Source organism: Frankia alni ACN14a, assembly GCF_000058485.1.
GTDB classification, from domain to species: Bacteria; Actinomycetota; Actinomycetes; order Frankiales; family Frankiaceae; genus Frankia; species Frankia alni.
On sequence record NC_008278.1, the window covers coordinates 2140269 to 2165321 of the forward strand.

Annotated in this window: 23 protein-coding genes; 10 read left to right on the forward strand and 13 right to left on the reverse strand. The window is 72.9% G+C overall.

All coding sequences use genetic code 11. From position 1 onward, the window contains the following. The first annotated feature begins 404 nt into the window (after positions 1–404). On the forward strand, positions 405–1979 hold the full coding sequence (locus FRAAL_RS08550) for a DHA2 family efflux MFS transporter permease subunit (RefSeq protein ID WP_041939029.1): 1575 nt from the start codon (positions 405–407) through the stop codon (positions 1977–1979). Positions 1980–2023: 44 nt separating this feature from the next. Here FRAAL_RS08550 and FRAAL_RS08555 read toward each other — a convergent pair whose 3' ends face one another. After that, positions 2024–3250 (reverse strand): sensor histidine kinase, encoded by a 1227-nt coding sequence (locus FRAAL_RS08555; protein ID WP_041939030.1) that lies wholly within the window; start codon positions 3248–3250, stop codon positions 2024–2026. Between the two features lie 204 nt (positions 3251–3454). Here FRAAL_RS08555 and FRAAL_RS08560 point away from each other — a divergent pair, with 204 nt between their 5' ends. Beyond that, complete coding sequence (locus FRAAL_RS08560; RefSeq protein WP_041939031.1) at positions 3455–3868, forward strand: DUF7715 family protein; 414 nt, start codon at positions 3455–3457, stop codon at positions 3866–3868. A gap of 290 nt (positions 3869–4158) precedes the next feature. Here the strand turns inward: FRAAL_RS08560 and FRAAL_RS08565 are convergent, their stop codons facing one another. Continuing rightward, on the reverse strand, positions 4159–5097 hold the full coding sequence (locus FRAAL_RS08565) for a PAC2 family protein (protein WP_011603149.1): 939 nt from the start codon (positions 5095–5097) through the stop codon (positions 4159–4161). Positions 5098–5499: 402 nt separating this feature from the next. Between FRAAL_RS08565 and FRAAL_RS08570 the strand changes: the two genes are divergently transcribed. Continuing rightward, positions 5500–6675, forward strand: coding sequence for a hypothetical protein (locus FRAAL_RS08570; RefSeq protein WP_011603150.1), 1176 nt, complete (start codon positions 5500–5502; stop codon positions 6673–6675). Positions 6676–6685: 10 nt separating this feature from the next. Then, positions 6686–7654: an SDR family oxidoreductase gene (locus FRAAL_RS08575; protein ID WP_011603151.1), complete on the forward strand. Its 969-nt coding sequence runs from the start codon at positions 6686–6688 to the stop codon at positions 7652–7654. A 106-nt stretch (positions 7655–7760) separates the two neighbouring features. Here the strand turns inward: FRAAL_RS08575 and FRAAL_RS08580 are convergent, their stop codons facing one another. Next, the gene (locus tag FRAAL_RS08580; RefSeq protein ID WP_011603152.1) at positions 7761–8672 is read right to left on the reverse strand and encodes a 2-hydroxyacid dehydrogenase; all 912 of its coding nucleotides are present in this window, start codon (positions 8670–8672) and stop codon (positions 7761–7763) included. A 538-nt stretch (positions 8673–9210) separates the two neighbouring features. On the opposite strand from FRAAL_RS08580, the gene FRAAL_RS08585 reads away from it, so the two are divergent. Beyond that, positions 9211–10854: an LCP family glycopolymer transferase gene (locus FRAAL_RS08585; protein WP_011603154.1), complete on the forward strand. Its 1644-nt coding sequence runs from the start codon at positions 9211–9213 to the stop codon at positions 10852–10854. Between the two features lie 144 nt (positions 10855–10998). On the opposite strand, the gene FRAAL_RS08590 is transcribed toward FRAAL_RS08585, so the two are convergent. From FRAAL_RS08590 to FRAAL_RS08605, 4 genes are all read right to left on the reverse strand, one after another. Then, the gene (locus tag FRAAL_RS08590; RefSeq protein ID WP_011603155.1) at positions 10999–12162 is read right to left on the reverse strand and encodes an acyl-CoA dehydrogenase family protein; all 1164 of its coding nucleotides are present in this window, start codon (positions 12160–12162) and stop codon (positions 10999–11001) included. Positions 12163–12202: 40 nt separating this feature from the next. Beyond that, positions 12203–13105 (reverse strand): 3-hydroxybutyryl-CoA dehydrogenase, encoded by a 903-nt coding sequence (locus FRAAL_RS08595; RefSeq protein WP_041940316.1) that lies wholly within the window; start codon positions 13103–13105, stop codon positions 12203–12205. 316 nt (positions 13106–13421) lie between these two features. Next, positions 13422–14324, reverse strand: a complete 903-nt coding sequence (locus FRAAL_RS08600) for an AEC family transporter (RefSeq protein ID WP_041940317.1) — start codon at positions 14322–14324, stop codon at positions 13422–13424. Positions 14325–14428: 104 nt separating this feature from the next. After that, the gene (locus tag FRAAL_RS08605) at positions 14429–14653 is read right to left on the reverse strand and encodes a hypothetical protein (RefSeq protein ID WP_011603158.1); all 225 of its coding nucleotides are present in this window, start codon (positions 14651–14653) and stop codon (positions 14429–14431) included. A gap of 218 nt (positions 14654–14871) precedes the next feature. On the opposite strand from FRAAL_RS08605, the gene FRAAL_RS08610 reads away from it, so the two are divergent. After that, positions 14872–16035 carry an alkane 1-monooxygenase gene (locus tag FRAAL_RS08610; protein WP_041940318.1) on the forward strand — a complete coding sequence of 388 codons (1164 nt, stop codon included), beginning with the start codon at positions 14872–14874 and terminating at the stop codon, positions 16033–16035. Here FRAAL_RS08610 and FRAAL_RS30300 read toward each other — a convergent pair. From FRAAL_RS30300 to FRAAL_RS08625, 3 genes are all read right to left on the reverse strand, one after another. Beyond that, positions 16032–16580, reverse strand: coding sequence for a hypothetical protein (locus tag FRAAL_RS30300; protein ID WP_011603160.1), 549 nt, complete (start codon positions 16578–16580; stop codon positions 16032–16034). The two genes, FRAAL_RS08610 and FRAAL_RS30300, sit on opposite strands and share 4 nt — an antisense overlap. 126 nt (positions 16581–16706) lie before the next feature. Beyond that, positions 16707–17393, reverse strand: a complete 687-nt coding sequence (locus FRAAL_RS32375; protein ID WP_011603161.1) for a hypothetical protein — start codon at positions 17391–17393, stop codon at positions 16707–16709. 692 nt (positions 17394–18085) lie between these two features. Then, a complete protein-coding gene (locus FRAAL_RS08625) occupies positions 18086–18817 on the reverse strand; it encodes a lysophospholipid acyltransferase family protein (protein ID WP_041939032.1) in 732 nt (243 codons plus the stop codon). Between the two features lie 255 nt (positions 18818–19072). On the opposite strand from FRAAL_RS08625, the gene FRAAL_RS08630 reads away from it, so the two are divergent. From FRAAL_RS08630 to FRAAL_RS08640, 3 genes are all read left to right on the forward strand, one after another. Further along, entirely contained in the window at positions 19073–19786 is a 714-nt protein-coding gene (locus FRAAL_RS08630; protein WP_011603163.1) for a M50 family metallopeptidase, read from the forward strand. A gap of 96 nt (positions 19787–19882) precedes the next feature. Continuing rightward, a complete protein-coding gene (locus tag FRAAL_RS08635) occupies positions 19883–20836 on the forward strand; it encodes an SOS response-associated peptidase (protein ID WP_041939034.1) in 954 nt (317 codons plus the stop codon). Between the two features lie 228 nt (positions 20837–21064). Then, entirely contained in the window at positions 21065–21859 is a 795-nt protein-coding gene (locus FRAAL_RS08640; protein ID WP_011603165.1) for a tyrosine-protein phosphatase, read from the forward strand. A gap of 128 nt (positions 21860–21987) precedes the next feature. On the opposite strand, the gene FRAAL_RS08645 is transcribed toward FRAAL_RS08640, so the two are convergent. The 3 genes from FRAAL_RS08645 to FRAAL_RS08655 all read right to left on the reverse strand — a co-directional run bounded on the left by FRAAL_RS08645 (position 21988) and on the right by FRAAL_RS08655 (position 23554). Further along, complete coding sequence (locus tag FRAAL_RS08645) at positions 21988–22551, reverse strand: HdeD family acid-resistance protein (protein WP_041939035.1); 564 nt, start codon at positions 22549–22551, stop codon at positions 21988–21990. Positions 22552–22673: 122 nt separating this feature from the next. Continuing rightward, positions 22674–22868, reverse strand: a complete 195-nt coding sequence (locus FRAAL_RS08650; RefSeq protein WP_041939036.1) for a ferredoxin — start codon at positions 22866–22868, stop codon at positions 22674–22676. 125 nt (positions 22869–22993) lie between these two features. Then, positions 22994–23554: a YceI family protein gene (locus tag FRAAL_RS08655; RefSeq protein ID WP_011603168.1), complete on the reverse strand. Its 561-nt coding sequence runs from the start codon at positions 23552–23554 to the stop codon at positions 22994–22996. Between the two features lie 659 nt (positions 23555–24213). On the opposite strand from FRAAL_RS08655, the gene FRAAL_RS08660 reads away from it, so the two are divergent. Then, the gene (locus FRAAL_RS08660; protein WP_157892017.1) at positions 24214–25047 is read left to right on the forward strand and encodes a ComEA family DNA-binding protein; all 834 of its coding nucleotides are present in this window, start codon (positions 24214–24216) and stop codon (positions 25045–25047) included. Positions 25048–25053: the final 6 nt, after the last annotated feature.

Here is a 25053-nt window from a genome sequence, read left to right on the forward strand (position 1 = left end):
GGCGAGCGTCGGGCTCGCGCGATCCGGGCCTGTCTGATCCGGGCCTGCCTGATCCGGGCCTGTGGAGGTCAGGCCTGCGGGCGTCAGGTTCGTGGGGGTGCGGTCCGTGGGGTTCGTGGAGGTGAGGTCCGTGGGCGTCGGGCCCGCGGGTGCGGCCGGGCGGCGTGCGGGTGCCGGGGGGGCGAAGGCCGTCGGTACCGCCGGGAGTCTCTCCGCGCGGGTGTGGTCACCCATACCTCGAGGTTACGTGGTCCGACGCAGACGTTACGGCGTACGGTCAACGATGCGCCGTAGCGGAACCGAGACGGTGTATCGTTCGGTCGTGCGGTGGCGAGAGCCGCTCATCCCACCGCGCTGGTGGCGCCGCCACGAGATCCCCTGAACCGTTTCGGAGGTGTGGGCCCATGGCTGTTCAGGCCAAGGCGTCGACGGTGGAGAGCACCGGCGGTGGGGGTGGCGGTGGCGACCGGTTGGAGCCCGCGCTCGTCCGCCTGGCGCTGGTCGTTCTCGTCGGAGCGGTCGTGGTGCAGCTCGACGCGACGATCGTGTCGGTCGCGCTCGACACGCTCGCGCGGTCGTTCGACGTCGGCGTGTCGACGATCCAGTGGGTCAGCACCGGCTACCTGCTGGCCCTCGCGGTGGTGATCCCGCTCACCGGCTGGTCGGTCGAGCGCTTCGGGGGCAAGCGCATGTGGCTGGCGTCGCTGACGCTGTTTCTGGTGGGCTCCGTGCTCTGCGGGATCGCCTGGTCCGCGGGCAGTCTGATCGCCTTCCGGGTCGTCCAGGGCGCGGGGGGCGGGCTGCTGCTGCCGCTGATGCAGACGATCCTCGCCCAGGCTGCCGGTCCCGCGCGCCTGGGTCGGCTCATGGCGACGGTGGCCGTCCCGGCCCTGCTCACCCCCGTGCTCGGCCCCGTCGTCGGCGGTGTGCTCATCGATGATCTCGGCTGGCGCTGGATCTTCCTCGTCAACGTGCCGGTCTGTGCCGTCGCCATCGCCCTGGCCTGGCGCCTGATGCCCGAGATGCGGGTGGCGCAGCGCCACCCGTTCGACGGGGTCGGGTTCGCCCTGCTCTCCCCGGGGCTCGCCGTGGCGATCTACGGCCTGTCCGAGGCGGGTCGGCGTGGCGACTTCGCCGACCCGAGGGCACTGGTTCCCATGATCGTCGGTCTCGCGATGATCGCCGTGTTTGCCTGGCACGCGCTGCGGACCAGGATCGTCCCGTTGATCGACCTGCGCCTGTTCCGCTTCGCGTCGTTCTGCGGCTCCGCGGGGATGATGTTCCTGTTCGGGCTCTCGCTGTATGGCGCGATGTTGTTGCTTCCGCTCTACGAGCAGCAGGTGCGGGGGCGCAGCGCCATCGAGGCCGGGCTGCTGCTCGCGCCGCAGGGACTGGGAATGATGCTCGCGATGATCGTGGTCGGCCGGCTGGTCGATCGGACCAGCCCGCGGCTGCTCGTCCTGATCGGGCTCGGGCTGAGCCTGCTGGGCTCGGTGGCCTACACCCAGGTCGGCGTGGACACGAGCGAGGTCCTTCTCGGTGGTTCCCTGGTTCTGCGGGGAATGGGCCTCGCGGCCGCGTCGATTCCCGTCATGTCGGCGGCCTACCACGGACTACGCCCCGCCGACATTCCCCGCGCCACCTCGGCGGTGCGCATCTTCCAGCAGATCGGCGGCTCCCTCGGCACCGCCGTGCTCGCGGTGGTCCTGGCCCATCAGCTACGTGGGACGACCCCGGGCGGCGCCGTGGCGGACCTCGGCACGCAGGCGCACGCCTACGCGGTGGCGTTCTGGTGGACGCTCGGACTCTCCCTGCTCGCCGTTCCGTTGGCCCTGCTGTTGCCGGGTCGAGCGGCGGGCAGCCCGCGGTCCGCGGCGCCACCGGACCGACTGGTCGCAGCGGAGACGGCTGCCGGATCCGACCCGGGCACGCCGGGTGTCGCACCCGCCGAGCCGGGACCGGTGGCGCGGCCGGTCTGACGGTCCCGCCCGAGGGGTGCCGCGGCGACCGGCGGCACCGAAGATCAGCGTCCGGAGTCGGGGTTGTCGGTGCCATTCCGCCAGGGCAGCGCGACGGTGACCAGTGTCGGGCCGCCGGGCGGGCTGACGACGACCAGGGTGCCGTCGATGGCGTCCAGGCGTCCGGTCAGACCGGCCAGACCCGTACCGCGGCGGGGATCCGCGCCGCCGACGCCGTCGTCGCTGACCCGCAGCAGCAGGCTGGCTCCGTCGGGGCGGCGCAGCTCGATCGTGGCGGCGCTGGCCCGACTGTGCTTGCTGATGTTGGTGAGCAGCTCCGATGCGGTGAAGTAGACGATGCCCTCCAGGGAGGCGGCCGGCCGGCTGCTCAGCTCGACGGCGGCCCGGGTGGGCACGGTGCACCGGGCGGCCAGCGAGGCCAGAGCGGCGGGCAGCCCGCGGTCGGTGAGGATCGCGGGATGGATGCCGCGGGCCAGGTCGCGCAGTTCCTGCAGGGCGAGTTTCGCCTCGCCGTGCGCCTCGGCGACCATGAGGGCGGCGGCGTCAGGATCGTCGGCGAGCTTCTCCTTCGCCAGCCCCAAGCCCATGGCCAGCGCGACGAGCCGGGCCTGCGCGCCGTCGTGCAGGTCGCGTTCGATCCGCCGCAGGTCGGCGGCGGCGGAGTCGGCGAGCGTGCCCCGGTCCGCCTCCAGTTCCCGGATGCGCCGCTCCACCTCCTCCGACGGGGAGAGCAGTCCGCGGATCATCGCTCGATCGACCGCGACGAGCCCGCGGGTGGCCGAGGGCAGCACCACCCAGCCCACCGTGAGCAGCAGCACCGCCGCCACAAAGCTGATGATGCTCCAGGGCAGGCGGATGAACAGATACAACGCGGTGCGCCAGGACACCGGATCGGCCAGCGCGGCGAACATCGAGCCGAGCCCGCCGGCCCGGCGGCGCGGTCGCCGCGACGGCGCGTCGATGCGCAGGCCGAGCAGCCACCGCGCCCGGACCCGCTCGATGGTGCCCAACACGCGGCACAACTGCAGGCCGAACGCGAGCACGGGTATCCCGATCACCGTGACCACCAGGCCGGCACCGAGGGCCAGCGCCGTCGTCACGCAGACGAAGCCGATAATGCCCAAAGGGAGGTTCAGCAGCAGGAACAGCACACCCCGCCAGGTTGCGGCGCCCGCGGCGAGCCGTTGCCTGCGGGGCTCGGCGGCCTCGGCGGATCCGGCACCTTCGGGGGCCGGGGTGGAGTCGGCCGTGGCGGCGACAGGCGCAGTCACCGGCTGCCGTCCTCCCACTGGATCTTCCCACCGGAATCGTCTCGGGCCGGTCCCCGCGGCCGGTCCGGGACGTGCGTCGAGAGTACCCCGATCATGGCTAAGCCGAGACTTTTGTCGGTGGGGGATGGTTGTCTTCTCGTAGATCCGGAGGGCATCCGCTTCCCACCCGGAAGCGGTCGGGCGACCACGAGGAGCTTGGGAGTCATGAAACTTCTCACGGCCACCGCGTACGCGCAGGGCCTGCGTGTCGACGATTTCCACTGGGCGGTGGAAGGTGAGCTCGTAACCCTGCGTGCATTCTGTGACATGCACCTGGACCGGCCGCACGGTCGGTGTGAATGTGGCCGGGTCTTCGTCGGCCTGGGTTCTTTCTACGGAACGACGACGGCGATGGTCCGAGACCTTCCTGGAATTACGGAAACGGAGTACCTGGAGGCGTTGCGTAACAGTCTGGACGCGCAGGGCTGGGACGCCCGCCACGCCGACGCGGAGGCATCGCGCCTGCTCACGGAGGTCGAACGCTGGCCTGTGGGGGCGATCGTCGAGCGGTTCGTCGACGGACTGTCGGTCCGGGCGCTGTCGGACGCCAGCATCGGCCGCGTGCCCGGCCGTCGCTGAACCTGCCTGGATCGGGTTGGGGTCTCCCGCCGTCGTGGCGGCGGGAGACCCACACACACCGTGCTTGTGACATAACGGCGATCGGGCGACTCCTGCCGGTGGCGAATCGCCAGTGGCGGCATTCTGGGCCGGCGCCAGGAAACAGCAGGCCAAGGCCGTGTGCACTCACGGATGGAGAGAGTTCCTGCGCCTTGGGTGACGCGCGGACAGCTGGTCGACACCGGGCCGATCGGTTTCGAGTGGCCAGTTCCGCGTTGTCGGTTCCCGGTGATTGGGTCCGGGTGTCGGATTCAGGACAGCGGGTTCGGACCGCCCGGCTCGGACTGCTCGGCGAGGAAACGCTCGAGTGCTTCCCCGAGCTCGTCGGCGGTCGGCAGCTTCTGCTCGGCGTCGATCGTGGGCAGGCTGGGGCCGCGCCGCCCCCGCTGGTAGGCGTCGTACTGCTCCTCCAACGCGTGGACGAGCGCCGCGGCCTCCCCGCCCTGGGCGATCTGGCTGTTGACCTCGTCCTGAACGGCGACCGCCGCGGAGCGCAGCCCGTCCAGCGGAAGCATGAGGCCGGTCGCCTTCGACACGGACGTCAACAGCACCTCGGTGGCCGCAGGGTAGGTCGTCTGGGCCAGGTAGTGCGGAACGTGGACGGCGAAGCCCATCGCATCCCGACCGTCGCGGCCCAGCTCGTACTCCAGCAGATGCCCGGCGCTGCCGGGAACCTGGAGGCGGCGCAGCCACGGCTCGTAGCCGACGACCAGCTCCTTGCTGCTCCCGTGGGCCGTGATCGTCGCGGGACGGGTGTGCGGAACCGCCATCGGCACGGCGTTGAGCCCGACGGTGAGGCGGACGCCGAGCCGGGCCACCAGCCCGCGAACGGCGGCCGTGAAGCGCTTCCACTGCAGGTCCGGCTCGGGGCCGGTGAGCAGGAGGAACGGCGTGTCCGACTCGTCGCGAAGCTGGTAGAGCGCGAGTACGGGATCCGTGTAGCTCTCCCAGTGGTCCTCGGAGAAGATCATGGTTGGCCGGCGGGACCGGTAGTCCAGCAACTGATCGACGTCGAACGTCGCGACGATGCGATGGTCGAGCGCGGTCAGCAGGTGCTCGCCGGCGAGGCTGACCGCGTTACCGGCGTCGACGACGCCGGTCAGCGCCTCCAGCATGATCGGGCGATGAGCGTCGATGGGGTCGTCGGACGCGTCCTCGGTGAGACTGTAAAGCTCCTGCGGATCAAGCACGATCGAGGTCCTCCTTACACCACCGGTCGCTTCCGTCACCTGAAAAGAAGCGCGGCAGGCGCCGCCGGCATTCCACCGGGGCCGGGGACCACCGGACGACGGGCGTCGCCCGCCTCGGCCGCGCACCGACTTGACGCCGCCCGGGTCTCATCCGCAATTTTACCCGCTACCCGCCTCCGGGAGTGGGCTGACAACGAAGCCGTTACACGCGGCCGCTAGGCTCCCGGAAAAGTTTCGGCGCCCACCCCGGATGCCTTTAGCCAGCCAGCCGGCTCGGTGTGGCGGCCCGGCCCTGTGGACCAGGACCGTGGCCGCCCCGCCGAGTCCCGGTCCGGGACCGGTCCGGGACCGGGACCGGCGCGCCCGATCGGGCCCGCGCCGCGTGGCGAGAGGCGGCACGCAATGACGGACACGCCGACGGGAACCGGGCCACTACGGGGGCCACTGCGAGACCCTCGGGAGGACGCCGTCGCCGGGCGAAGCACCGTCACGGCGATCAAGGACGTCACTGCCGTCGACGCTGTCACTGCCGTCGACGCTGTCGCGGACATCGATGCAGTCGCGGACATCGATGCAGTCGCGGCCATCGACGAGGTCGACGTCCGCCGCATCGAGGCCGTCTGCGCGCCGTTGCGGTCGTTGAACACCGAGGGGCTGCTTGCCGGCCTGTTCGACGGGATCGACGGTGCCGCCGAGCTGGTCGCGCTCGTCGCTACGTACTGCGTGCTCGACCACGCGGCGCTGCTGATCGCCGTCAACGACTTCGACGCCGCCCTGGCCGCGCTGGCCTCGCTCGGGCTCGAGCCCAGCCCGCTGGTCCCGAGCGTCATCGTGCGGGCCCGGCTGGGCGAACGCTACGGCGTGCGGCCGGACCTGCTCGACGTGCGCCTCACCCACGCGTCGCTGCGCTCCGACACCGGCGCCGGCCGCACGGTCGAGATCTTCATGGTGCGGCGCACCCCCGAACTGCCGCCCGGCCTCGTCGAGCAGGAGCGCGCCTTCGAGCTGGAACGGCACTTCGCGATGCGCCTGCCCGAGCCGAACCCGATCATCATCGAGGGGTTGCGCTGGGTGCTGCGGACCCGTGCGGAGTTCCACTGGGACGGCGGCGGTTACAACCCGCACGACCGCGCCGCCGCCGGCGGGACCAGCGTGCTGTACTTTCTGCGCCTCGTCCCGGACGGGGCGGGCAAGATCCGCCGAGAACGACTCGAAGTGAAGTTCTTCGGCGACTACGCGGCGATCGCCAGCACCCACACGACCATCCCGCCGGCGGGCGCGGACCTGCTGCTCGGCCTGCCCCGGCCGCGCACCGCGCAGGGCCGACCCGGCATCGACGACGACGCCGTGGTGCGCTCCGGCTGGTACCGCACCGGCTGGGACGTGGCGCGCGCGATGGTCGAGGCCAGGCGCGGCGCCGCCGGGCGTTCCCGGCTGCTCGGCCGGGGCCGGCGGGATCCGGCCGACGGCTCCCGAGGCGGCCGGAGCGGCCGAGGCGGCTGGAGCAGCGAGGCGGCTGGAGCAGCGGAGCAGCGGGGCAGCGGGTCGTGGCCCGGCCCGGGAGCTGACCCGACGTAGGCTCGCGCCGGTGAGGGTCCTGGTCACCGGCGCGACCGGCAAGGTCGGCGGGGCGGTCGTGCGGGCCGCGCTCGAGGCCGGCCACCAGGTGCGGGTTCTGGTCCGCGACCCGGCCCGGGTGCCCGGCCTGCCCCGGCCGGTCGAGGTCGTCGTGGGGGACGTCACCGATCCGGCGACGCTGCCGGCCGCCGTGGCCGGAACCGAGATCGTGTTCAACGCCATGGGCGTTCCCGAGCAGTGGCTGCCCGACGCCGCCGAGTTCGACCGGGTCAACGTGGCCGGCTCGGACAACGTCGCGCGGGCGGCCGCGCGGGCCGGCGTGCGCCGGCTGGTGCACACCAGCACGATCGACGTGTTCGACGCCCCACCGGGCGGCCGCTTCGACGAGACCGCCCTCGCCGCCGCCCCGAAGGGAACCCCGTACGAGCGATCCAAGCAGCGCGCGGAACGGGCGGTGCTCGCCGCCGCCGGTGGCATGCAGGTGGTCATCGTCAACCCGGCCACCGTCTACGGCTTCCCGCCCTACGGGCCGACCTCGATGGAAAGCCGGATGTTCCGCCCGGCGCTGCGCGGACTGCTGCCCGCCGTCCCCCCCGGCGGTTTCGGCCTGGTCTTCACCGAGGGACTGGCCCGCGGTCACCTCGCGGCCGCCCACGCGGGCCGTCCCGGCGCGCGGTACATCCTGTCCGACGCTCATGTCGGGCTGCGGGAGCTGACCGCGGCGGTCGTCGTCGCCGGGGGGCGGGGTCGCCCGCCGGTCGTCACCATCCCGGCCGTGGCGGCCTCGGTGCTCGCCGCGGGCGGCGAGGCGGTGGCCCGGCTGACCCGCCGCCCGCCGCCGCTTGCCCGCGGCCAGCTCCACTACCTGCGGTGGAACGCCATCCCGGACGCCACTCGGGCCCGGACCGAGCTCGGCTGGGAACCGACCCCGCTGGCCGAGGGCCTGCGCCGCACCCTCGCGGAGCTCGACCGCGCCTGACCGGGCCCGTGCCCACGGTGGCCGGCCGACGGGTTCTCCCGGCCCACCGGCGGGTTCTCCCGGCCCACCGGCGAGGTCTCCCGGCCTGGCGGCGAGGTTCTCGGGTTCAGCCGACGAGGTTCTCCGGTCGACCGTCGCGGACGTACTGGTCGAGCTGGCGGGCGATCACGCTCCAGATCCGCTGCGACACGCCGGTGGTCATGCCGCCCACGTGCGGAGTGAGCAGCAGGCCCGGGGCCCGCCACAGCGGATGGCCGGGCGGCAGCGGCTCCGGATCGGTGACGTCCAGTGCCGCCCGCAGCCGCCCGGACTCGAGCTCCGCCAGCAGCGCCGACGTCACGACATGGGGCCCCCGGGCGGCGTTGACCAGGATCGCGCCGTCGGGCATGCGGGCGAGGAAGGCGGCGTCGACCAGACCGCGCAGCTCGTCGGTGAGCGGCAGCATCACCACCACGGCATCGTGGTGGGGCAGCAGGTCCGCCACCTCGTCGAGGGTGTGCACGCCGGGCCGCGCCCGCCGGGCGACCATGCTGACCTCGGTCTCGAACGGTTCGAGCCGCCGGCGCAGCGCGGTGCCGAGATCGCCCGCGCCGAGGATGAGCACCCGCCGGCCGGCGAGCGTCCCGGTCTGACGCTGTTCCCAGCGGCCGGCGGCGGCGTCGGTGAGGAACTGCGGAATCTCGCGGTAGAGGGCCAGCAGCGCGCCCACTGCCCATTCGGCGGTGGAACCGCCGTGCGCGCCCCGGGCGTTCGACAGAGCCACCCCCGCCGGCAACCTGCCGTGCCACTGGTCGGTGCCGGCGCTGATGGTCTGCACCAGGCGCAGCTTCGGCAGCTCCCGCATCGCGTCGAGCTGGCGCTGCACCGCGAGCCCCGCCACGACCAGCACCTCGGCCTCGCGGGCCGCCGCCGGCAGGGGGGCGTCCGGGTCGTACCGCAGCGGCTCGATCCCGGGGACCGCCGACAGTGCCGTGACGCCGCCGTCGGTCGGGACGAGGACGAGGACGGGTCTGGACAAGAAGCCTCCCTGTACTGCGTCGTTTTGACCCTTCTGTCGTACCAGAGCCGCTGGCCGGACCCGTACCCGTGGCCGCGCGTTACGAGTGCGTACGTACCGGCTCGCCTTTTTCGCCCCAGGAAAGTCGCACCGCCTTGCTGGACAAAACGGACACGGAGGGGATGGCAGAGGGGGCGGACGGAGTTGAACGCCGATGTCCACACCGGCGGCCCCGGGGGGATCCGCCTGCGTGGCCGACATGGTGCGGCCGGTGCAGATCCGTCCTGGTAAGGGCGGTCGTCGTCACATAGCCCCGTCCGGGGCAGCGATGGCCGGGAAATACCGCCTATTGTGGTAGGTCTATCCGGTCAATTCGCCGGCATCATCGCGGGGGAGGGGCGCCGACGTGAAGCGACCGGTGCCCACCTCCGCCTCCCGGGACGTTCCGCCTGCCGAAGGTCGGTCCAGTCCGCCCGCTGGTCGCGGCAATGCCGAACCCGGCCCCGAAGGGGGGGACGGTCCTCGGACCGCCGCCGACCCGGGACCGCCGGCCACCGGCGTGGCGGTCGGCACCGGCGACGCCACGGCGCCGATCTACCGCGGACCGTCGGCCACGTCCACGCGGGCCGTCGCGTCGCCACTGTCCGCCGTCCCGGGCGGGCCGGTCGCCGGCGGGCCCGGCAGTCCGGTGGACGGTTCGGGGGACCCGGACGGCGGATCCGGGTCCGAGCCGGCCGCGCGGGGTCCCGGTCGCCGGCGCGGCCTGGGGTCCCGGATCACGCTCGTCCTCGCGGCCGTGCTGAGCGTCGCCGTCCTCGCCGCGACGGTGTCGGGCTGGGTGGTCCTCACCGTCTACGACCGCAAGATCGCACGTGCGAGCATCGCCCTGCCGCACGTCGACGTCTCCCGGCCCCCGGCGGTGCCGGCGGGGACGGAGAACTGGCTGCTCGTCGGCTCCGACGTGCGGACCGGCACGGACGCCGCGAAGGTCGGCGGGGCCCGCTCGGACACGATGATGATCGCGCACCTGTCGTCGGACGGCACGACCCAGATCGTCTCCATTCCGCGTGACCTCTACCTGCCGATCCCCGCCTACACCGACGGCGACGGCGGCACCCACCGGGCGCGCCGGGACCGGGTGAACAGCGCCTTCAACAGCGGCGGCCCGGCCCTGCTGGTCGCCACGCTGGAGCAGCTCACCGGCGTGCGCATCGACCACTACGCCGAAATCGACTTCGGCGGGTTCCAGCAGATGACGACCGCCATCGGCGGCGTCGACGTCTGCCTGACCGCCTCGCCCTACGTCGAGACGGTGATCCTCGACAACGGCCGGCTGGTTCACGCGACCAACCTCAACGATCCCAGCTCCGGCTTCGCCGGGCAGCCGGGCGCCAACCACCTCGTCGGCGCGCAGGCCCTCGCCTTCGTCCGCCAGCGGCACGGATTCATCGACGGCGACCTGTCGCGCATCCATCGCCAGCAGGCGTTCCTGGCCGCGGTGTTCCGCAAGGTGTCCTCCGGTGACGTGCTGCTGCGCCCCGCCAAACTCGCCGCGTTCCTGGGGGCCGTCACCCGGTCCACCGTCCTCGACGACGCCACCGACCTCGCCGACCTGCGCCGGCTCGCCACCCGGCTGCACGGCATGGACAGCGGGGCGGTGACCTTCGCGACGATTCCGGTCACCGGGCAGGTCGCCCATCCGGCGTTCTACTTCCTCTACGATCCCGACGCCGTGCGCGCCTTCTTCGCCCGCACGATGGGCGACGGCCACAGCGCGCCGGCCACCGCGGATCCCACCGCCTCACCGGGCACCGACCCCCTCGCCTCGCCCGGCGTCACTCGCCAGCCCGGGCCGAGCGCCTCGGCCACCGCCCGGGCCGACGGGCGGGACGTGGCCGCGCCGACCGCCACCGCCTCCCCGCAGGGGCCGGCGTCGGCATCGGCATCAGTGTCGGCATCGGTGTCGGCATCGGCATCGGTGTCGGCAACGGCTGGAGCCTCACGCGCCTCCGGCCGGGTCAGCCTCGCGCGCTCCGGCCTGATCGTCGCCGGGCCGTCCCTGCCGGGCGCCGCCATCACTCCCCAGATCACGACGCCGGGCTCCATTCCGAGCGCCAGCGCCGTCGAGCCGGAAGGCACGACCGCGACCGCCAGCCCGACGGCCGTGCCGACCACGACGGCCGTGGCCTCCTGCATCCAGTGACGCTGCCCGCCCCCCCAAGGTCCCCATGACGCCGGGCGGCCCGCTCCTGCCCGCGGGGCGCCGGCGCCCCGGCGCACCAGCGGTTCCCAGGTCGGGCCGAATGCTCCAGGTCGGGGCCCAGTGCTCCAGGTCGGGCCGAGGGATCTAGCCCTTGAGCAGGGCGCGGGACATGACGACGCGTTGGACCTGGTTGGTGCCCTCGTAGATTTGGGTGATCTTGGCGTCGCGCATCATCCGCTCGACCGGGAAGTCGCGGGTGTAGCCTGCCCCGCCGAACAGCTGCACCGCGTCGGTGGTGACCTCCATCGCCACGTCCGAGGCGAAGCACTTGGCGGCGGCGGAGACGAAGCCGAGGTTCGGTTCGCCGCGTTCGGCCCGCGCGGCCGAGACGTAGACGAGGTGGCGGGCCGCCTCGATCTTCATGCCCATGTCGGCGAGCATGAACTGGACGGCCTGGTTGTCGGCGATCGCCCGGCCGAACTGGCGGCGCTGCTTGACGTAGGCGAGGGCGGCGTCGAGCGCCCCCTGGGCGATGCCCACGGCCTGCGCGCCGATCGTCGGCCGGGTGTGGTCGAGGGTGGCGAGTGCCGTGCGCAGGCCGGTGCCCGGCTCGCCGATGATGCGGTCGGCGGGGATCGTGCAGCCGGTGAGGTGGATCTCCCGGGTGGGGGAGCCCTTGATGCCGAGCTTGCGTTCCTTCGAGCCGACCTCGAAGCCGGGGTCGTCGCGGTGCACGACGAAGGCGGAGATGCCGTCGGCCTTCTTCGTCGCGTGCGGGTCGGTCACGGCCATCACGGTGTACCAGGTCGACACGCCGGCGTTGGTGATCCAGGTCTTGGTGCCGTCGAGGACCCAGTGGTCGCCGTCGAGGCGGGCACGGGTGCGCATCGAGGCGGTGTCGGAACCCGCCTCCCGCTCGGAGAGCGCGTAGGAGATCATCGCCTCGCCGCTGGCCAGGGAGGGCAGCACGAGGCGCTTGAGCTCCTCGGATCCGGCGAGGATGATCGGCATGCTGCCGAGCTTGTTCACCGCGGGGATCAACGAGCTCGACGCGCAGACGCGGGCGACCTCCTCGATGACGATGCAGGTGGCCACCGAGTCCGCGCCCTGCCCGCCGTAGCTCTCCGGGACGTGCACCGCGGCGAAGCCGGCCCGGTCGAGCGCCTCGCGTGCCTGGTCCGGGAACCGTTCGTGCTCGTCGACTTCGGCGGCGAACGGCGCGATGTCCTTCTCGGCGAGGGTGCGGACCGCCTCCCGCAGCGCGGTGTGCTCCTCGGCGAGCTGGTAGAGGTCGAAGCTCGGGTTCACAACGGGCCGCCTTGGTCGTCGGGTCCGCGAAGGGCGGGGGTCAGGCCGTGTAGTTGTGGAAGCCGCGGCCGGTCTTCTTGCCGAGCAGTCCGGCGTCGACCATGCGCATGAGCAGCGGGGGCGGGGAGTACAGGGGCTCCTTGAACTCCTCGTACATCGACTCGGCCACCGCCTTGATCGTGTCGAGGCCGATGAGGTCGCACAGGCGCAGCGGGCCCATCGGGTGGGCGCAGCCGAGCACCATGCCGCGATCGATGTCGTCCGCGACGGCGAAGCCGGACTCCAGCATCCGCACCGCGGCCAGCAGGTAGGGGACGAGCAGCGAGTTCACCACGAAGCCGGCCCGGTCCTTCGAGCGGATGACCTCCTTGCCGAGCCGGCCGGTGACGAAGCCCTCGGCGGCGGTCTCGGTCGCCGGCGCCGTCAGCAGTGACGGGACGATCTCGACGAGCTTCTGGACGGGCACCGGGTTGAAGAAGTGGATGCCGACGACCTGCTCCGGCCTGGACGTCGCCATGCCCAGCTTCATGATCGGGATGGACGAGGTGTTGGAGGCGAAGATCGCGTCCGGGCGCGTCACAACCTTGTCGAGCGCCCCGAAGATGTCCGCCTTGAGCTGCTCGTTCTCGGCGACCGCCTCGATCACGACGTCGCGGTCGGCGAAGTCGCCGAGATCGGTGGTGAAGGTCAGCCGCGCGAGCACCGCGTCCCGGTCCGCCTCGGTCAGCTTGCCGCCGCGGACCCCGCGGTCCAGCGAGGACGTCAGCCGCTTGCGACCCGCGCTCAGGGCCGGCTCGTCGATCTCGCGGACGGCGACGTCCAGGCCCGCGCGGGCGGCGACCTCGGCGATCCCGGAGCCCATCAGCCCGCACCCGATCACGCCCAGGCGGGCGAACGGTGAACCCGAGCCGGCCTCGGCGGCGGCAGCCTCGGCGGCGGCCACCTGGGCGGCCGTCACCTCGGCGGCGGTCGCCTGGGCGACGGGGTCCGCTGTCTGCACCGCATCCACCGAAGTCACTCCTCGTGCTCGCCTGGTCCCGGATCTGCCTGGGGGCATCGACGGTGCCGGAGCCGCGGCAGCCACGACGATCGGCCACGCGGGCGCGGCACGTCAACCGCAGGCGGCGCGCGACGGATCTCGGCCCGCTTCCACGAGGCGTCGGGCGGCTGGGGCGACGGCTCCGGACACCACTTCCATGTCCGCACTCCAGCCTAGACCGTGCGCCTGTTCCGCTCATCAGATCAGACGTCGGTCCAGGTCAGGACTTCAACAGCAACGACCAGACCGGCAGCGTGGCGAACGACAGCGGCACCCCGACCCCCACCAGCAGACTGGGCAGCGGGGTGGCGAGGTCGTGCCGGGCGGCGATGAGCGCGCCCGCGACCATCGGTGGCATCGCCGCCTCGAACAGCGCGATCGTCACGTCGTGGTCGCCGAGCGTTCCGGTCAGCGCGTAGATCCCCACCACCAACGCGGGGGCGACGACCAGCTTCACGCCGAGGCCGAGCGCCAGCTCGCGCCACCACTGCCGGACGGCCCGCACCTCCAGCTGCAGGCCGATGGAGAACAGGGCGAGCGGCGTGAGGGTCGCGCCGAGCGAGGCAAGCGCCGAGTCCAGCCAGCCGGGGAAGGTCAACGGCCGCAGCACCAGCGCGGCCACCAGGGCGCACAGTGCCGGGGCGGTCAGGACGCGGCGAGCCAGCTCCGCACGCGGCAGCGACGACCCGGCGATGATCGTGACGGCGCCGAGCACCACGGTGTTGAGCAGCAGGAACGAACCGAGCTGGTCGACGAGGACGGCGATGGGCACCGACGACGCCCCGAAGAAGACCGTGACCATCGGGAAGCCGACAAAGCTGGTGTTGGCCACCGCCGTCGCGGCGACCAGGGCCGTCACCGTCTGGCGGGACAGCCCCATCGGCCGCGCCGCGAGCAGGTACAGCGCCGTGGACAGGGCGAACAGCAGGTAGGGCGCGGCCACCACGAGCGCGAGGTTGCCCGGGAAGGTCACGGTGTGCATGGCGCGCAGGACGAGCGCCGGCAGCGCGATGTCGAGCAGCCAGGTGTTGACGACCGCGGCGGCCTGGGCGGGCAGTCGCTGCCGCCGCCGGACCACGATGCCCGCGACCAGGCCGACGAGCAGGACGACCAGGGCGGACATCCGGCCATCGTGGCAGCCGACGCCACCGCGCAGGGCCACACGTGGGACACCCCACGTCGGCCGGCCCCGCGCAGCTCAACGGCCGGCCCGCGCAGCTCGACCGATCAGCGGCGGCGCTCCGTGCGGCGTCGCCGCGCCCGCCGCACCCGCCGCAGCAGCCGGGGGAACGCGATGTTCGCGGCGAACAGCGCCGCCGCGAGCAGGTAGTTGCCCTCGCCGAGCCGTTCCTGACCGGGCAGGGGCAGCAGCGTGTAGGTGATCAGGACGAGGGCCGCCAGCAGCAGCGTGCCCACCATCACCCCGCCGATCCAGGGCGGCGAGTCGCTCATCGAACGCGACCGCCGGCCCTCCGGCCGCAGCCGCGCACCGTCCATCGCCACTGCCGGGTTACTCCTCACGGGTCGTTGTGGCGGACATCCTGTTGTCATGGTGGAGGAACGGATGGCAGATTGGCGGGTCAGTTCTGCCGAACCGTCGGATGCCCGATTCGTGCCGCTACCGGCCCGCTCGGTGACCTGCCGGTCGGCCCGGCGGATCGGAGGTGCCGGTGGCGGCTCCCGTGCTCACCGCGCCCGGCGGGATTGCCTGGCGTGACGGTAAGCGGTACATGTGGCTGACCGCCGTCATCGTTCCACTGCTCGCCATCGTGAGCTATGGATTGTGGCACCGCACAGGTCTCGGGGTGCACTGGTGGATCACGCCGTTGTTCGTCTTCGTCGGTGTCCCGCTGCTGGACATATCGACGCCGGCGGATTCGGTGAATCCTCCCGAGGAGATCCGGGCCGCTCTGGAAGCGGATCCGTTCTATCGCCGTTGCACCTACCTCTATCTGCCGCTGGCCGGCATCGGTCTGGTCCTCGGCGCCGCGGCCTGGGCAGGCGGTGACCTGTCGCCGGCCGCCCGCGTCGGCGCGGTGATCTCGGTCGGCACGGTGACCGGGGTGGGGATCACGACGGCCCACGAACTGGGCCACAAGCGGGCTCGGCGCGAACGGTGGCTGGCGCGGCTGATGCTCGCGCCCACCTGCTACGGGCACTTCTACGTCGAACACAACCGGGGTCATCACGTGCGGGTCGCGACGCCGGCCGACCCGGCCAGCGCCCGCCTGGGGGAGGGCTTCTGGCGCTTCTGGCCGCGCACCGTGGTGGGCAGCCTGCGGTCGGCCTGGTCGTTGGAGAGCCGTCGGCTGCGGCTGCGCGGAGCGCGGGTGATCTCGCTGCGCAACGAGGTGATGCTCGGGTGGCTGCTCACCGCCGTCCTGTTCGGCTCGCTGGCCGTCGCCTTCGGGCCGTCGGTGCTTGTCTTCCTCGTCGCTCAGGCGGTGTTCGGATTCACCCTGCTCGAAGGCGTCAACTACATCGAGCACTACGGGTTGGCCCGGGCCCGCACCGCCGACGGGCGCCACGAGCCCGTCACCCCGCGACACAGCTGGAACAGCGACGCGGTGACCAGCAATCTGGCGCTCTACCAGCTCCAACGGCACAGCGATCATCACGCCCATCCCACCCGGCGCTACCAGGTCCTGCGGTCGTTCGAGGAGTCGCCTCAACTGCCGGCGGGATACGCCACGCTGCTGCTCGCCGCGTACCTGCCCCCGGTGTGGTTCCGGCTGATGGACGACCGCGTCCTCGCCCACTACGGCGGCGACCTGAGCCGGGCGAACGTCCATCCGCCGCGGCGGCGTGCTCTGGCAGCCCGCTACCGGGCCTAGCGGATCCCGTCCCACATCGCATTGGCCGGCGCGATCCGCGACCGGGACGGTTCCATCGGGATGGGCGTCCGGGGCCGCTCCTCGTCCGAGGCCGGCCGGGCCGGGGCGGCGGCGGACGGTCGGACGTCGGTGGAGGGCCTCGCGGCGGGATCGGCGGCACCGCTCGTCCCGGCGGCGGCCCGGCCCGCGTCCCGCGCCACCAGCGACGCCGACCCCGTCGGGGCGAAGCTGCGGGACTCCCCGCGGTCGTAGGCGAGCAGATCCTGGCAGAGATCGCGATAGCCGCGCAGGGCCATCCGCAGGTCCTCCGTCGACGCCTCGCCGCGGGAGCGCCATGCCTCGCGCAGGTCGCCGCGCTGCGCCTCGATCCGGTCCTGCAGGGCGCGTACCGCCTCGTCGACCAGGCGGTCGGCCTGCTCGACGGCGGCCCGAGGATCGTCGACGAAGCCGAGCAGGATCTCCCGCCACCGGTCGGCGTCGCGCCCCTGGCCGGGCCGGGAGTTCGCCGCGGGGCGGCGGTCGTGCCTGATGCCGTCGAGGCTCATGACGGTCCTTCCTGTCGTGCTACGAGGGGGCCGGCCACAGGGCGGCATGGGTGCCGTCGGCGCGGTGACCGCGGAGGTCACCCCGCCGAGAGAAGGGTTCTGGTGGACGGTTGTCAGCGCGCGGGTTCACGCCTCCCGCTGACCGGGGGTGGCGGCGAGGCCGGCGGCAGGCCGGTCCTGCCGGTCCGGCTTGGCTGCCTGGTCGTCGCTGGCGCTGGCGCTGGCGGCGGCGCTGGCGCCGGCGACGGCGTGGCTGCTGGCGCCGGCGGTCACGCCGACCAGTTGGTTGAACACCTCGCGGTAGCGCACGAAGGCCGAGCGCAGGCTCTCGGTGTCCCGCCGGCCCGCGGCGCCCTTCCCGTCCGGCTTGGCCGTGGTCCGCTGATGCGCCTCCCGGTAGCCGGCGACGACGCGCGGATGGTCGGCGGACAGCAGTTCGGTGCGTTCGGTGAAACTGCCGGCCGGGTATCCCCGGGCCCGCATCACCTCACCGACGAGGGCGTCCGCCAGGCTGGTCGCCTCGGCGGGATCGTCCACGAAACGGGTCTGCAGCGTCTCCCAGCGGGCCGTGTAGGTCTCCCGTTCGGCCTGGGTCAGCGGTGTGATGGTAAGCGCGTCGCGCCGGTCGGCAATCTGGCGGAGCTGGCGCTCCGCCGATCGCCGGTCCGAGTGCTCGGCGAGCACGCGGTCGTACTCGGGACCAAATCGCCGCTGCAGCCCCGCCCGTCGGCTGTCACGCTGCCCAAGGAGCATGACGCTGGCGAGGACGGCGACGGCGCAGATCACCAGTAAAATCCAGCCTACGGTGAGCACGGGAAAACCTCCGCCTGACGTCCCTCTTTCGCATCATGATCCGCCCGGTCGGGTACCCAGGTGCCTTCACGGTAAACGCGGGGAAAGCGGAACCGGGCATCCCAGGGCCCCGATAGTGCCGGCGGCGAGTGGCGACGTGCCTCGTTCCGCCTCGCCGCGTTCCAGGCCAGGGCTGTTCCGGCGTGCGGCGGTACACCCGGCGCCGAGGCCGGTCCCGATCCGGATGAACGGCTGCGCGGCCGAGAACCAGCGCGAGTTCCACCGTCCCCGGCCGCGCGCCGGCCGCGATCGAGGACGGCGGACAGGCCGCAGGTGCAATCCCCCGACGGAGGTAGATCCAGCAACGATGGTGGTTGCGGCACAGGGGCACCCGCTGATCGACCAGGCGCAGGGCCGTGCCATGAGCAGGGGAGGCGAAACACTCCTCGTCGCCGGTGGCCTTTCCCATGGCGGCGGGCTCCGGCCGGATCTGCAGATCAACGTCGGTCAGCGCGTCGGCGAACACTCCGTCATCGCCGGTCTGGAAACACCTCGCCGGTCTGGAAACACCTCGCCGGACGGGAAGATCTCGCGCCGGACTGGAACATCTCGCCGGTCTGGAAGGTCTCTGTCGACGTCGCGCCGCGGCGTCGTCCGCTCGGCGAGGGCAAGCCGCATTTCTCGGCGCGACACCTGCGGCGCCACCTGCCGGCTCACGACTCCGGGTCGTCCGGCTCGGTGGGCGGCGGGGGGGCCGACCCGCCGAGGTGCGCGGGCACCCACCAGTCGGCCTCGCCGGGCGCGGGACGCGGATAGCGTCGCTGCGCCTCGTCGAGCAGCTCGGTCATCACCTTGTGCAGGACGTCCGTCCCGGTCTGGCGGTCGGTGAGCTCGGCCGGGGGGACCGGCCGGCCCACCGTGATGGAGATCGGGGTGCCGATGGCGTCCCGAAGCTGGAACGGATGGCCCTTCGTGAGAACCCGCTGGCTGCCCCAGAGGATCACCGGGATCACCGGGACGTTCGTGTGCGCCGCCATCCGGGCCGCACCGGACTTGAAGGAGGCCAGGCAGAAACTCGGGCTGATCGTCGCCTCGGGGAAGACCCCGACGAACTCGCCGGCGCGCAGCGCCTTCAGCGCGTCCCGCAGCGACGCGGCCCCCGCCTGCCGGTCGACCGGGATGTGGTGCATCCCGCGCATCAGCGGACCGGAGATCCGATGGTCGAAGACCTCCTTCTTGGCCATGAAACGGACGAGCCGCCGCCGGGCGGTCCAGAACGGCAGGCCGGCGAGCGCGAAGTCGAGATAGGAGACGTGGTTGATCAGTACTATGCCGCCCCCGGAGGCGGGGATGTTCTCCGCACCCCGCACGTCGAGCCGCAGGCGCAGCGCGCCGAACAGCCCCCTCGCCACAGTGATAACCGGCCGGTAGACGTATTCCGCCACGACGGGCCACTCCTCAGCTTGTCCTCGCGGTCTCCCCCGGGCACCCAAACGCGTTCCCGACCCTACCGCCGCCCCCCGACCACGGGGGCGCCCGACAGGGGAGCGCACGCCCTTTCGAGGACCCCCGCCGGCACCTTCGCGCTCCCCTGGCCCGAGGATCGATGATGTCCGAACGGACGCCGTCGCCGGTGTCGGGCCGACGGCCGCGTATCGGGAGAGACGGCGCCGTAGCGGGCGACGCGTACATACGCGCAGTTGTCGGAGGGGAGCGGCCGGGTGGAGATCCTGCGGCGCAGCATCGAGGCGCAGGCGGCGCCGCCGCAGTGGGTCTTCGTCGTCGCCGCCGTCCTGGCGGCCGTGACGGTGCTCAGCGACCGACTGTGGCCCGTCGCCCGACACGTGATCACGATTGCGCACGAGGGCGGGCACGCCCTGGCCGCGGTCGCGAGCGGCCGGCGTCTGGCCGGCGTCCGCCTGCATTCGGACACCTCCGGGGTCACCGTCTCCTCCGGACGACCGACGGGCCCCGGTGTGATCGCCACGGTCGCCGCCGGCTACCCCACGCCCTCGCTGATCGGACTCGGCGCCGCCGCCCTGCTGGCCACCGGCCGCACGAGCCTGGTGCTCCAGCTCTGTGTGGCGATGCTGCTCGCGATGCTGGTGGTGATCCGCAACGGCTTCGGGGTGATGTCGCTGGTGGTCAGCACCGCGGCAATCCTCGCGGTCTCCTGGTTCGCGCCGCCCACCGCGCGCGCCGGGTTCGCCGCCTACGTCGCCTGCTTCCTGCTGCTGGGAGGGCTGCGGCCGGTGGTCGAGGTGCAGCGGCAGCGGCGCCGGCGCCGGGGGAGGGACTCGGATCCAGATCAGCTCGCCCGGCTGACCGGGCTGCCCCCGGGCTTCTGGGTGGGTCTGTTCGGCCTGACGGGGCTCGCCTGCCTCGCCGGCGGGGGCGGTCTGCTGTTCGGCTGAGCATCGGGCTTCGCCGAGCCGCTGCCGCGGGTCCCCCGCCGGGCGCCTGCCGGCAGCGACCGGGAATTGTCGGACTCGGCTGCCAGACTGGTCGCCATGTGCGGTCGTTACACGCAGAAGCTGAAGGCGGACGATCTGGTCGCCGCCATGTCCGCGCGCGACGAGACCGGCGGCGGGGTTGCGGAGAGCTACAACGTCGCCCCCACCTCGACGATGCCGATCGTCGTCGCCGAGCCGCCCGAGGCCGGCGGCGGACCGGGCGGCGCCGCCGGCGGCGATGCGGGCGGCGATGCGGGCGGCCCGTCGGGTGACGATCTGTCGGGGCGGGAGCCAGCCGGCCGGGTCCTGCGGCTGGCCACCTGGGGGCTGGTGCCGTCCTGGGCCAAGGACCGCGCCATCGGCGCCAAGATGATCAATGCCCGGGCGGAGACGGTGGCGACCAAGCCGGCGTTCCGCGCGGCCTTCGCGGCCCGGCGCTGCCTCGTGCCCGCCACCGGCTTCTACGAGTGGTTCCATCCGGGCGGCGGCTCCCGGCGCGGCCAGCCGTTCTACATCTACCCGGCGGGGCACCCGGCGGGCGAGGGGGTCCTTGCCTTCGCCGGCCTCTACGAGGTGTGGCGCAAGGGGGACGTACCGTTGGTGACCTTCACGATCCTGACCACCGGGGCGGCCGAGGGCCTGGCGTTCCTGCACGACCGATCGCCGGTGATCCTTCCCGCGGCGGCCTGGGACCGGTGGATCGACCCGGCGGCCGATCCCGCCGCGCTCGCCCCGCTGCTGCGGCCGGCGCCGGTCGGGGTGCTCGCCGCCCATCCGGTGGGCGCGGCGGTGGGCAACGTCCGCAACAAGGATCCCCGGCTGACCGACCCGGTCGACCTCGATCCGACGGTGGCGGACGCGGTGGAACTGGCGGGCGGCCCTGCGGTGGCGGCTGCGGATCTGGTCGCCGGCGGTGATGTCGCGCACCGCAGAGCAGGGTCCGCCAGGGCGCGCCCGGCGGGGGCTGCTGTGGACCTGTCGCTGTTCGAACTCGATCCAACCGAGCAGTGAGCGGCGACGTCATCGCCCGCGGCGGGCGGTAAGTGGCCGGACGCATCGTGTGATTGCGGGTTCATCCAGCGGAAATCCGCGAGGATGGGGGTCGCCGCCGGCGGCGGCGTCAGGGGCGGACGGGCCCGCCGTCCGGGTCCTAGCCGACTCGGACCGGCCGCGGTCCGGCCCGACCGGCGCCGATCGGCGCTGACCGTAACCAGGCACGCACGGCCGGAGGAGAACCCGATGACGTCAATCACCGATCCGACCGACGCGGCGGGCACAGGTTCCGCCCCACCGCTGGAGGCGCCGGCCCCGGCGGACATCGCCGGGCTGGTCAACCTCCGCGACGTCGGGGGCATGACGACCGCGGACGGCCGTCGCACCCGCCCCGGCGTGCTCTACCGCAGCGAGATGCCGAAGGCGGGGGACCGCCCGCCGCCGGAGTCGGTGACCTGGCCGCCGCGTACGGTGATCGACCTGCGCTCGGCCGTCGAGCGCGGGCCCGATCCGCATCCGCTCGCCGCCCTCGGCGCCGAGATCAGGGTGTTTCCGCTGCTCGGCGACGAGGCGGCACCGGGCCGCCACACCGCCGCCTCGGGTGCGATGGAGGGCGGCCTGCAGGCGCTCTACGTGGCGATGGTCGAGCACGCTGCCCCCCAGCTCGCCGCGATCGTCAAGGTCGTGGGGGAGGCGCCGGGTCCGGTGCTCGTGCACTGCGCCGCCGGCAAGGATCGCACCGGAGTCACGATCGCCGTGCTGCTGCGCCTCGCCGGCGTCGTCGAGGGAGACGTCCTTGCCGACTACGCGGCCACCGAGCAGAACATGCGTGGCGTGGTCAAGCGGCTCAAGGGGCACGCCCTGCTGCCGGGTGTGAGCGACCCGGAGCGGGGGCGTGAGCTGGTCAAGACGTCGCTCGCCGCCGCGGAGGCGGTCATCGCGACGACCGACGCCCATCCCGGCGGGGTGGCCGGCTGGGTTCGGGACCACGGTGCCGACGAGGAGTCGATCCGCCGCTGGCGCGACCGCATCCTCGCCTGAGCGAGTCCGTGACGCCGGCAGGGTACGGAGGTCCCGGGAGGGGGTCGCCTGCCTGCGTGGCGGGCGGGCGGCGGGCGGCCGGTGCCCAGGGCGGCGGACCGTCGGCGCCAGGCCGCCAGAACCCCGCGTCAGGCAGGCGTACGCGGCCGCAGCGACAGCCCCAGCGCGATCTCGGTGACTCCGGTGACGATGAGCTGGATCCCGAAGATCACCGCAAGCGCCACGATCGTCGCGTCCGGCCAGGCGAGGGCGAGCACGCCCAGTACCACGCTGAGCGCCGCCACCGCGTAGCTGGGCACCACGCCGCGGGCACCGGTCTCGGGCGATCGCAACGCCCGGGTCACCAGTGCCCGCGCGACGCCGGTGACGATCAGGATGGCGCCGACGAGCAGCGCCAGCACCCGCAACGTCACTCCCGGCCACAGGAGCACGACGACGCCGCCGAGGATGAGCAGGACCCCGAAGAAGGCGGTGCTGGCGGAGTTCTCAGCCCTGGCGGCGGCCAGCGTCTCACCGATCCCGGACAGGACCAGAGCCACCCCGGCAAGCACGGCCAGAGTGCCGGCCGTCGCGAACGGATTGAGGATCAGCAGAAGTCCCAACACCGTGACGGCCAGCCCGACGACGAGCATCGCCGACCACAGGGCGCTGGGCGTCTGCTGGTGTCGCTGCTGCCGATAGATCGTCGCCATCGAGGCACCCCCTGAGTGGATCCGCACCACCTGTGCGGATCCACACCCGAGTTCCTACCCGGTGTCGGTCGGACCGCACCGCTCGGCGGCCCTCGACCGTCCCGCGGTCCGTCGGCGCCCCGTCAGCCGTCGCTGATGCTGATCGCCTCCGTCGGGCAGGCGTCGGCTGCCTCCTGAAGGTCGTCCCACCGCGTGTCGTCCGGCTCCTCGCTCAGTAGATAGAGGTAACCGTCGTCCCGGATCTCGAAGACGTCCGGAACGAGCTGAACACACGTGCCGCTGCTGGCGCAACGGTCGAAGTTGACGGTCACGTGCATCGGCGCACCTCCCGTGGTGCTCCCAGAATGTCGGCGTCGCGTGGACCTTACCGCTGGGCCCGGCGGAGGAACAGAAGGGTCACCTCCGCGGGCCACAGTGGCAAGGCGCCGTTCCCGGAGAGCCGTCAGGACGCCTTGATCGCGGAGATGTCGAGCTCGACCTTGACCTTGTCGCTGATGAGGACGCCGCCGGTCTCCAGCACCGCGTTGAAGGTCAGGCCGAAGTCCTTGCGGTTGAGGGTCGTGGTGCCGGTGAAGCCGGCCCGGACGTTGCCGAACGGGTCCTTGGAGCTGCCCTCGAAGGCGATGTCGAGGTCGACCGGGTGGGTGACGCCGCGGATCGTCAGATCGCCGGTGAGCACGTACTCGTCGTCGCCCTTGCCGGCGACCGCGCCGGTGCTGACGAAGGTGATCGTCGGGTAGGTCGCGACGTCGAGCAGGTCGGCGGACTTCACGTGGCCGTCGCGGTCCGGCACGCCGGTGTCGAACGAGGCGGTCTTGATCGTTACGGTGGCGGTGGACGCCGTCGGCTCGGCACCGTCCAGGTTCAGGGCGCCCTCGACGGCGGTGAACTGCCCCCGCACGGTCGTGACCATGGCGTGCCGCGCGGCGAAGCCGATCCGCGAGTGGGCGGGGTCGATCGTCCAGGTGCCGGTCAGGTCGGTCAGGGCGGTGGTCGTGGTCATTGGGTCCTCCAGAGGGAGCCGCCGGATACGTCGGTCGCCCGGCGACGGAGCGGTGTGGCGGGCCCGACCAGGCGGCAGGGTCCGTCGCCAGGTCGTTGCATGCGCAACTTACAGCTCGGGTCAACGTCCCGGCCGGGGACGTATTCCGCGAGCCGTCCGCTGATCTGTGACGACCGTAACGAGACTTCGGTCCTGCGCCCAGGGCCGCCGACCGATCTGTGGACAACCACCCGTTGTCCACAGATCGCCATCTGGCTCGGCGAACGGACCGAACATCGATCTACGGTCCGGTCATGGTCACAACCACCCCCGGTCCCGGGTGCCCGCCCCCATCCCCCCAGCGCGCGGCTCGGCTCCCGGAGCCACTCCCGCCCGATCCGCCCCCACCGGTGTTCACCGGCGAGCCGCGTCCACCCGGCGGGGTGCGCGAGGGCGTCTTCGCCGATGACGAGGACTGGCTCGGCGCCACCGTCGGCGCGGCCGTCCAAGACTGGGGCGACCGCCGCGACGGCGATGCCGACCGGAGCCCCGGTCTGCCTGACACTGACGGTTACGGCATCGCCGCAGATGCGGACCTTGATGCCCGTCCGGGAGCCGGACACGGCGGCTCTTCGCGCTCCCTGGACAGATCGGCCGCCCGTCCGTCCACGGTTCCGGTCGTGGACGACGTGGCCGGTTGGGCGGAGCGCGGGGTGCCCACGGAGGGTGGCCGGCGGGCGGTTCGCGCGCGACTGAGCCGGCGGTTGCCGGCCAGCCTGCGCGGTGTGGTGACGGCGCCGGCCGCGAGCGCGACGCTGGTCCTGGCCCTGGTCGCGCTCGCCGCCGCGCTCCTGGCGACCTGGTTCGCCTGGCAGCACCGGCCGGTGGCGGTCGCCGCGCCGGTGGGCCGGCCCTCGGCGGTGGTCGCCCCGTCGAGGGCGACGGCGGACGGCGGTTCCGTCGACGCCGTCGGGACGGACGCCGGCCAGTCCGTCACGGCGGCCGTGGCCGCCGGCGTGGCGGCCACGCCGGCCCGCGCCGGCGCCGCCAGTGAGGTGGTGGTCGACGTCGCCGGCCGGGTGACGCGGCCCGGTGTGGTCCGGCTGCCTGCCGGTTCTCGGGTGGTCGACGCGATCGACCGGGTCGGTGGCGTGCTTGCCGGCACCGACACGACGGGCATCGGCCTGGCCCGGGTGCTGGTCGACGGCGAGCAGATCCTCGTAGACGGCCGCCCGGGGCCGCCGCCGGTCGTGGCCGCCCCGGCGCCCGGCACGGCCGGGTCCTCCCCCGCCGGTGGTGGTGGTGGCGGCGGCGCGCAGAGCGGTCCGATCGATCTCAACAGCGCCAGCTCCGAGCAGCTTGACGGCCTGCCCGGGGTCGGCCCGGTGCTCGCCGGGCGCATCGTTCAGTGGCGCACCGAGCACGGGCCCTTCCGCTCCCCGGAACAGCTTGGGGAGGTCACCGGCATGGGCGACAAGCGGCTGGCGGACCTGCTGCCGCTGGTGAAGGTGTGATGCGGC

What these genes read in the sequence shown, in the direction of transcription:
- FRAAL_RS08645 (WP_041939035.1), bottom strand. Translation starts at nt 22,551, where the DNA reads ATGGCGACGATCTATCGGCAGCAGCGACACCAGCAGACGCCCAGCGCC.
- FRAAL_RS08550 (WP_041939029.1), top strand. Translation starts at nt 405, where the DNA reads ATGGCTGTTCAGGCCAAGGCGTCGACGGTGGAGAGCACCGGCGGTGGG.
- FRAAL_RS08560 (WP_041939031.1), top strand. Translation starts at nt 3,455, where the DNA reads ATGAAACTTCTCACGGCCACCGCGTACGCGCAGGGCCTGCGTGTCGAC.
- FRAAL_RS08605 (WP_011603158.1), bottom strand. Translation starts at nt 14,653, where the DNA reads ATGAGCGACTCGCCGCCCTGGATCGGCGGGGTGATGGTGGGCACGCTG.
- FRAAL_RS08570 (WP_011603150.1), top strand. Translation starts at nt 5,500, where the DNA reads ATGACGGACACGCCGACGGGAACCGGGCCACTACGGGGGCCACTGCGA.
- FRAAL_RS08650 (WP_041939036.1), bottom strand. Translation starts at nt 22,868, where the DNA reads ATGCACGTGACCGTCAACTTCGACCGTTGCGCCAGCAGCGGCACGTGT.
- FRAAL_RS08635 (WP_041939034.1), top strand. Translation starts at nt 19,883, where the DNA reads ATGTGCGGTCGTTACACGCAGAAGCTGAAGGCGGACGATCTGGTCGCC.
- FRAAL_RS08640 (WP_011603165.1), top strand. Translation starts at nt 21,065, where the DNA reads ATGACGTCAATCACCGATCCGACCGACGCGGCGGGCACAGGTTCCGCC.
- FRAAL_RS30300 (WP_011603160.1), bottom strand. Translation starts at nt 16,580, where the DNA reads ATGAGCCTCGACGGCATCAGGCACGACCGCCGCCCCGCGGCGAACTCC.
- FRAAL_RS08600 (WP_041940317.1), bottom strand. Translation starts at nt 14,324, where the DNA reads ATGTCCGCCCTGGTCGTCCTGCTCGTCGGCCTGGTCGCGGGCATCGTG.
- FRAAL_RS08655 (WP_011603168.1), bottom strand. Translation starts at nt 23,554, where the DNA reads ATGACCACGACCACCGCCCTGACCGACCTGACCGGCACCTGGACGATC.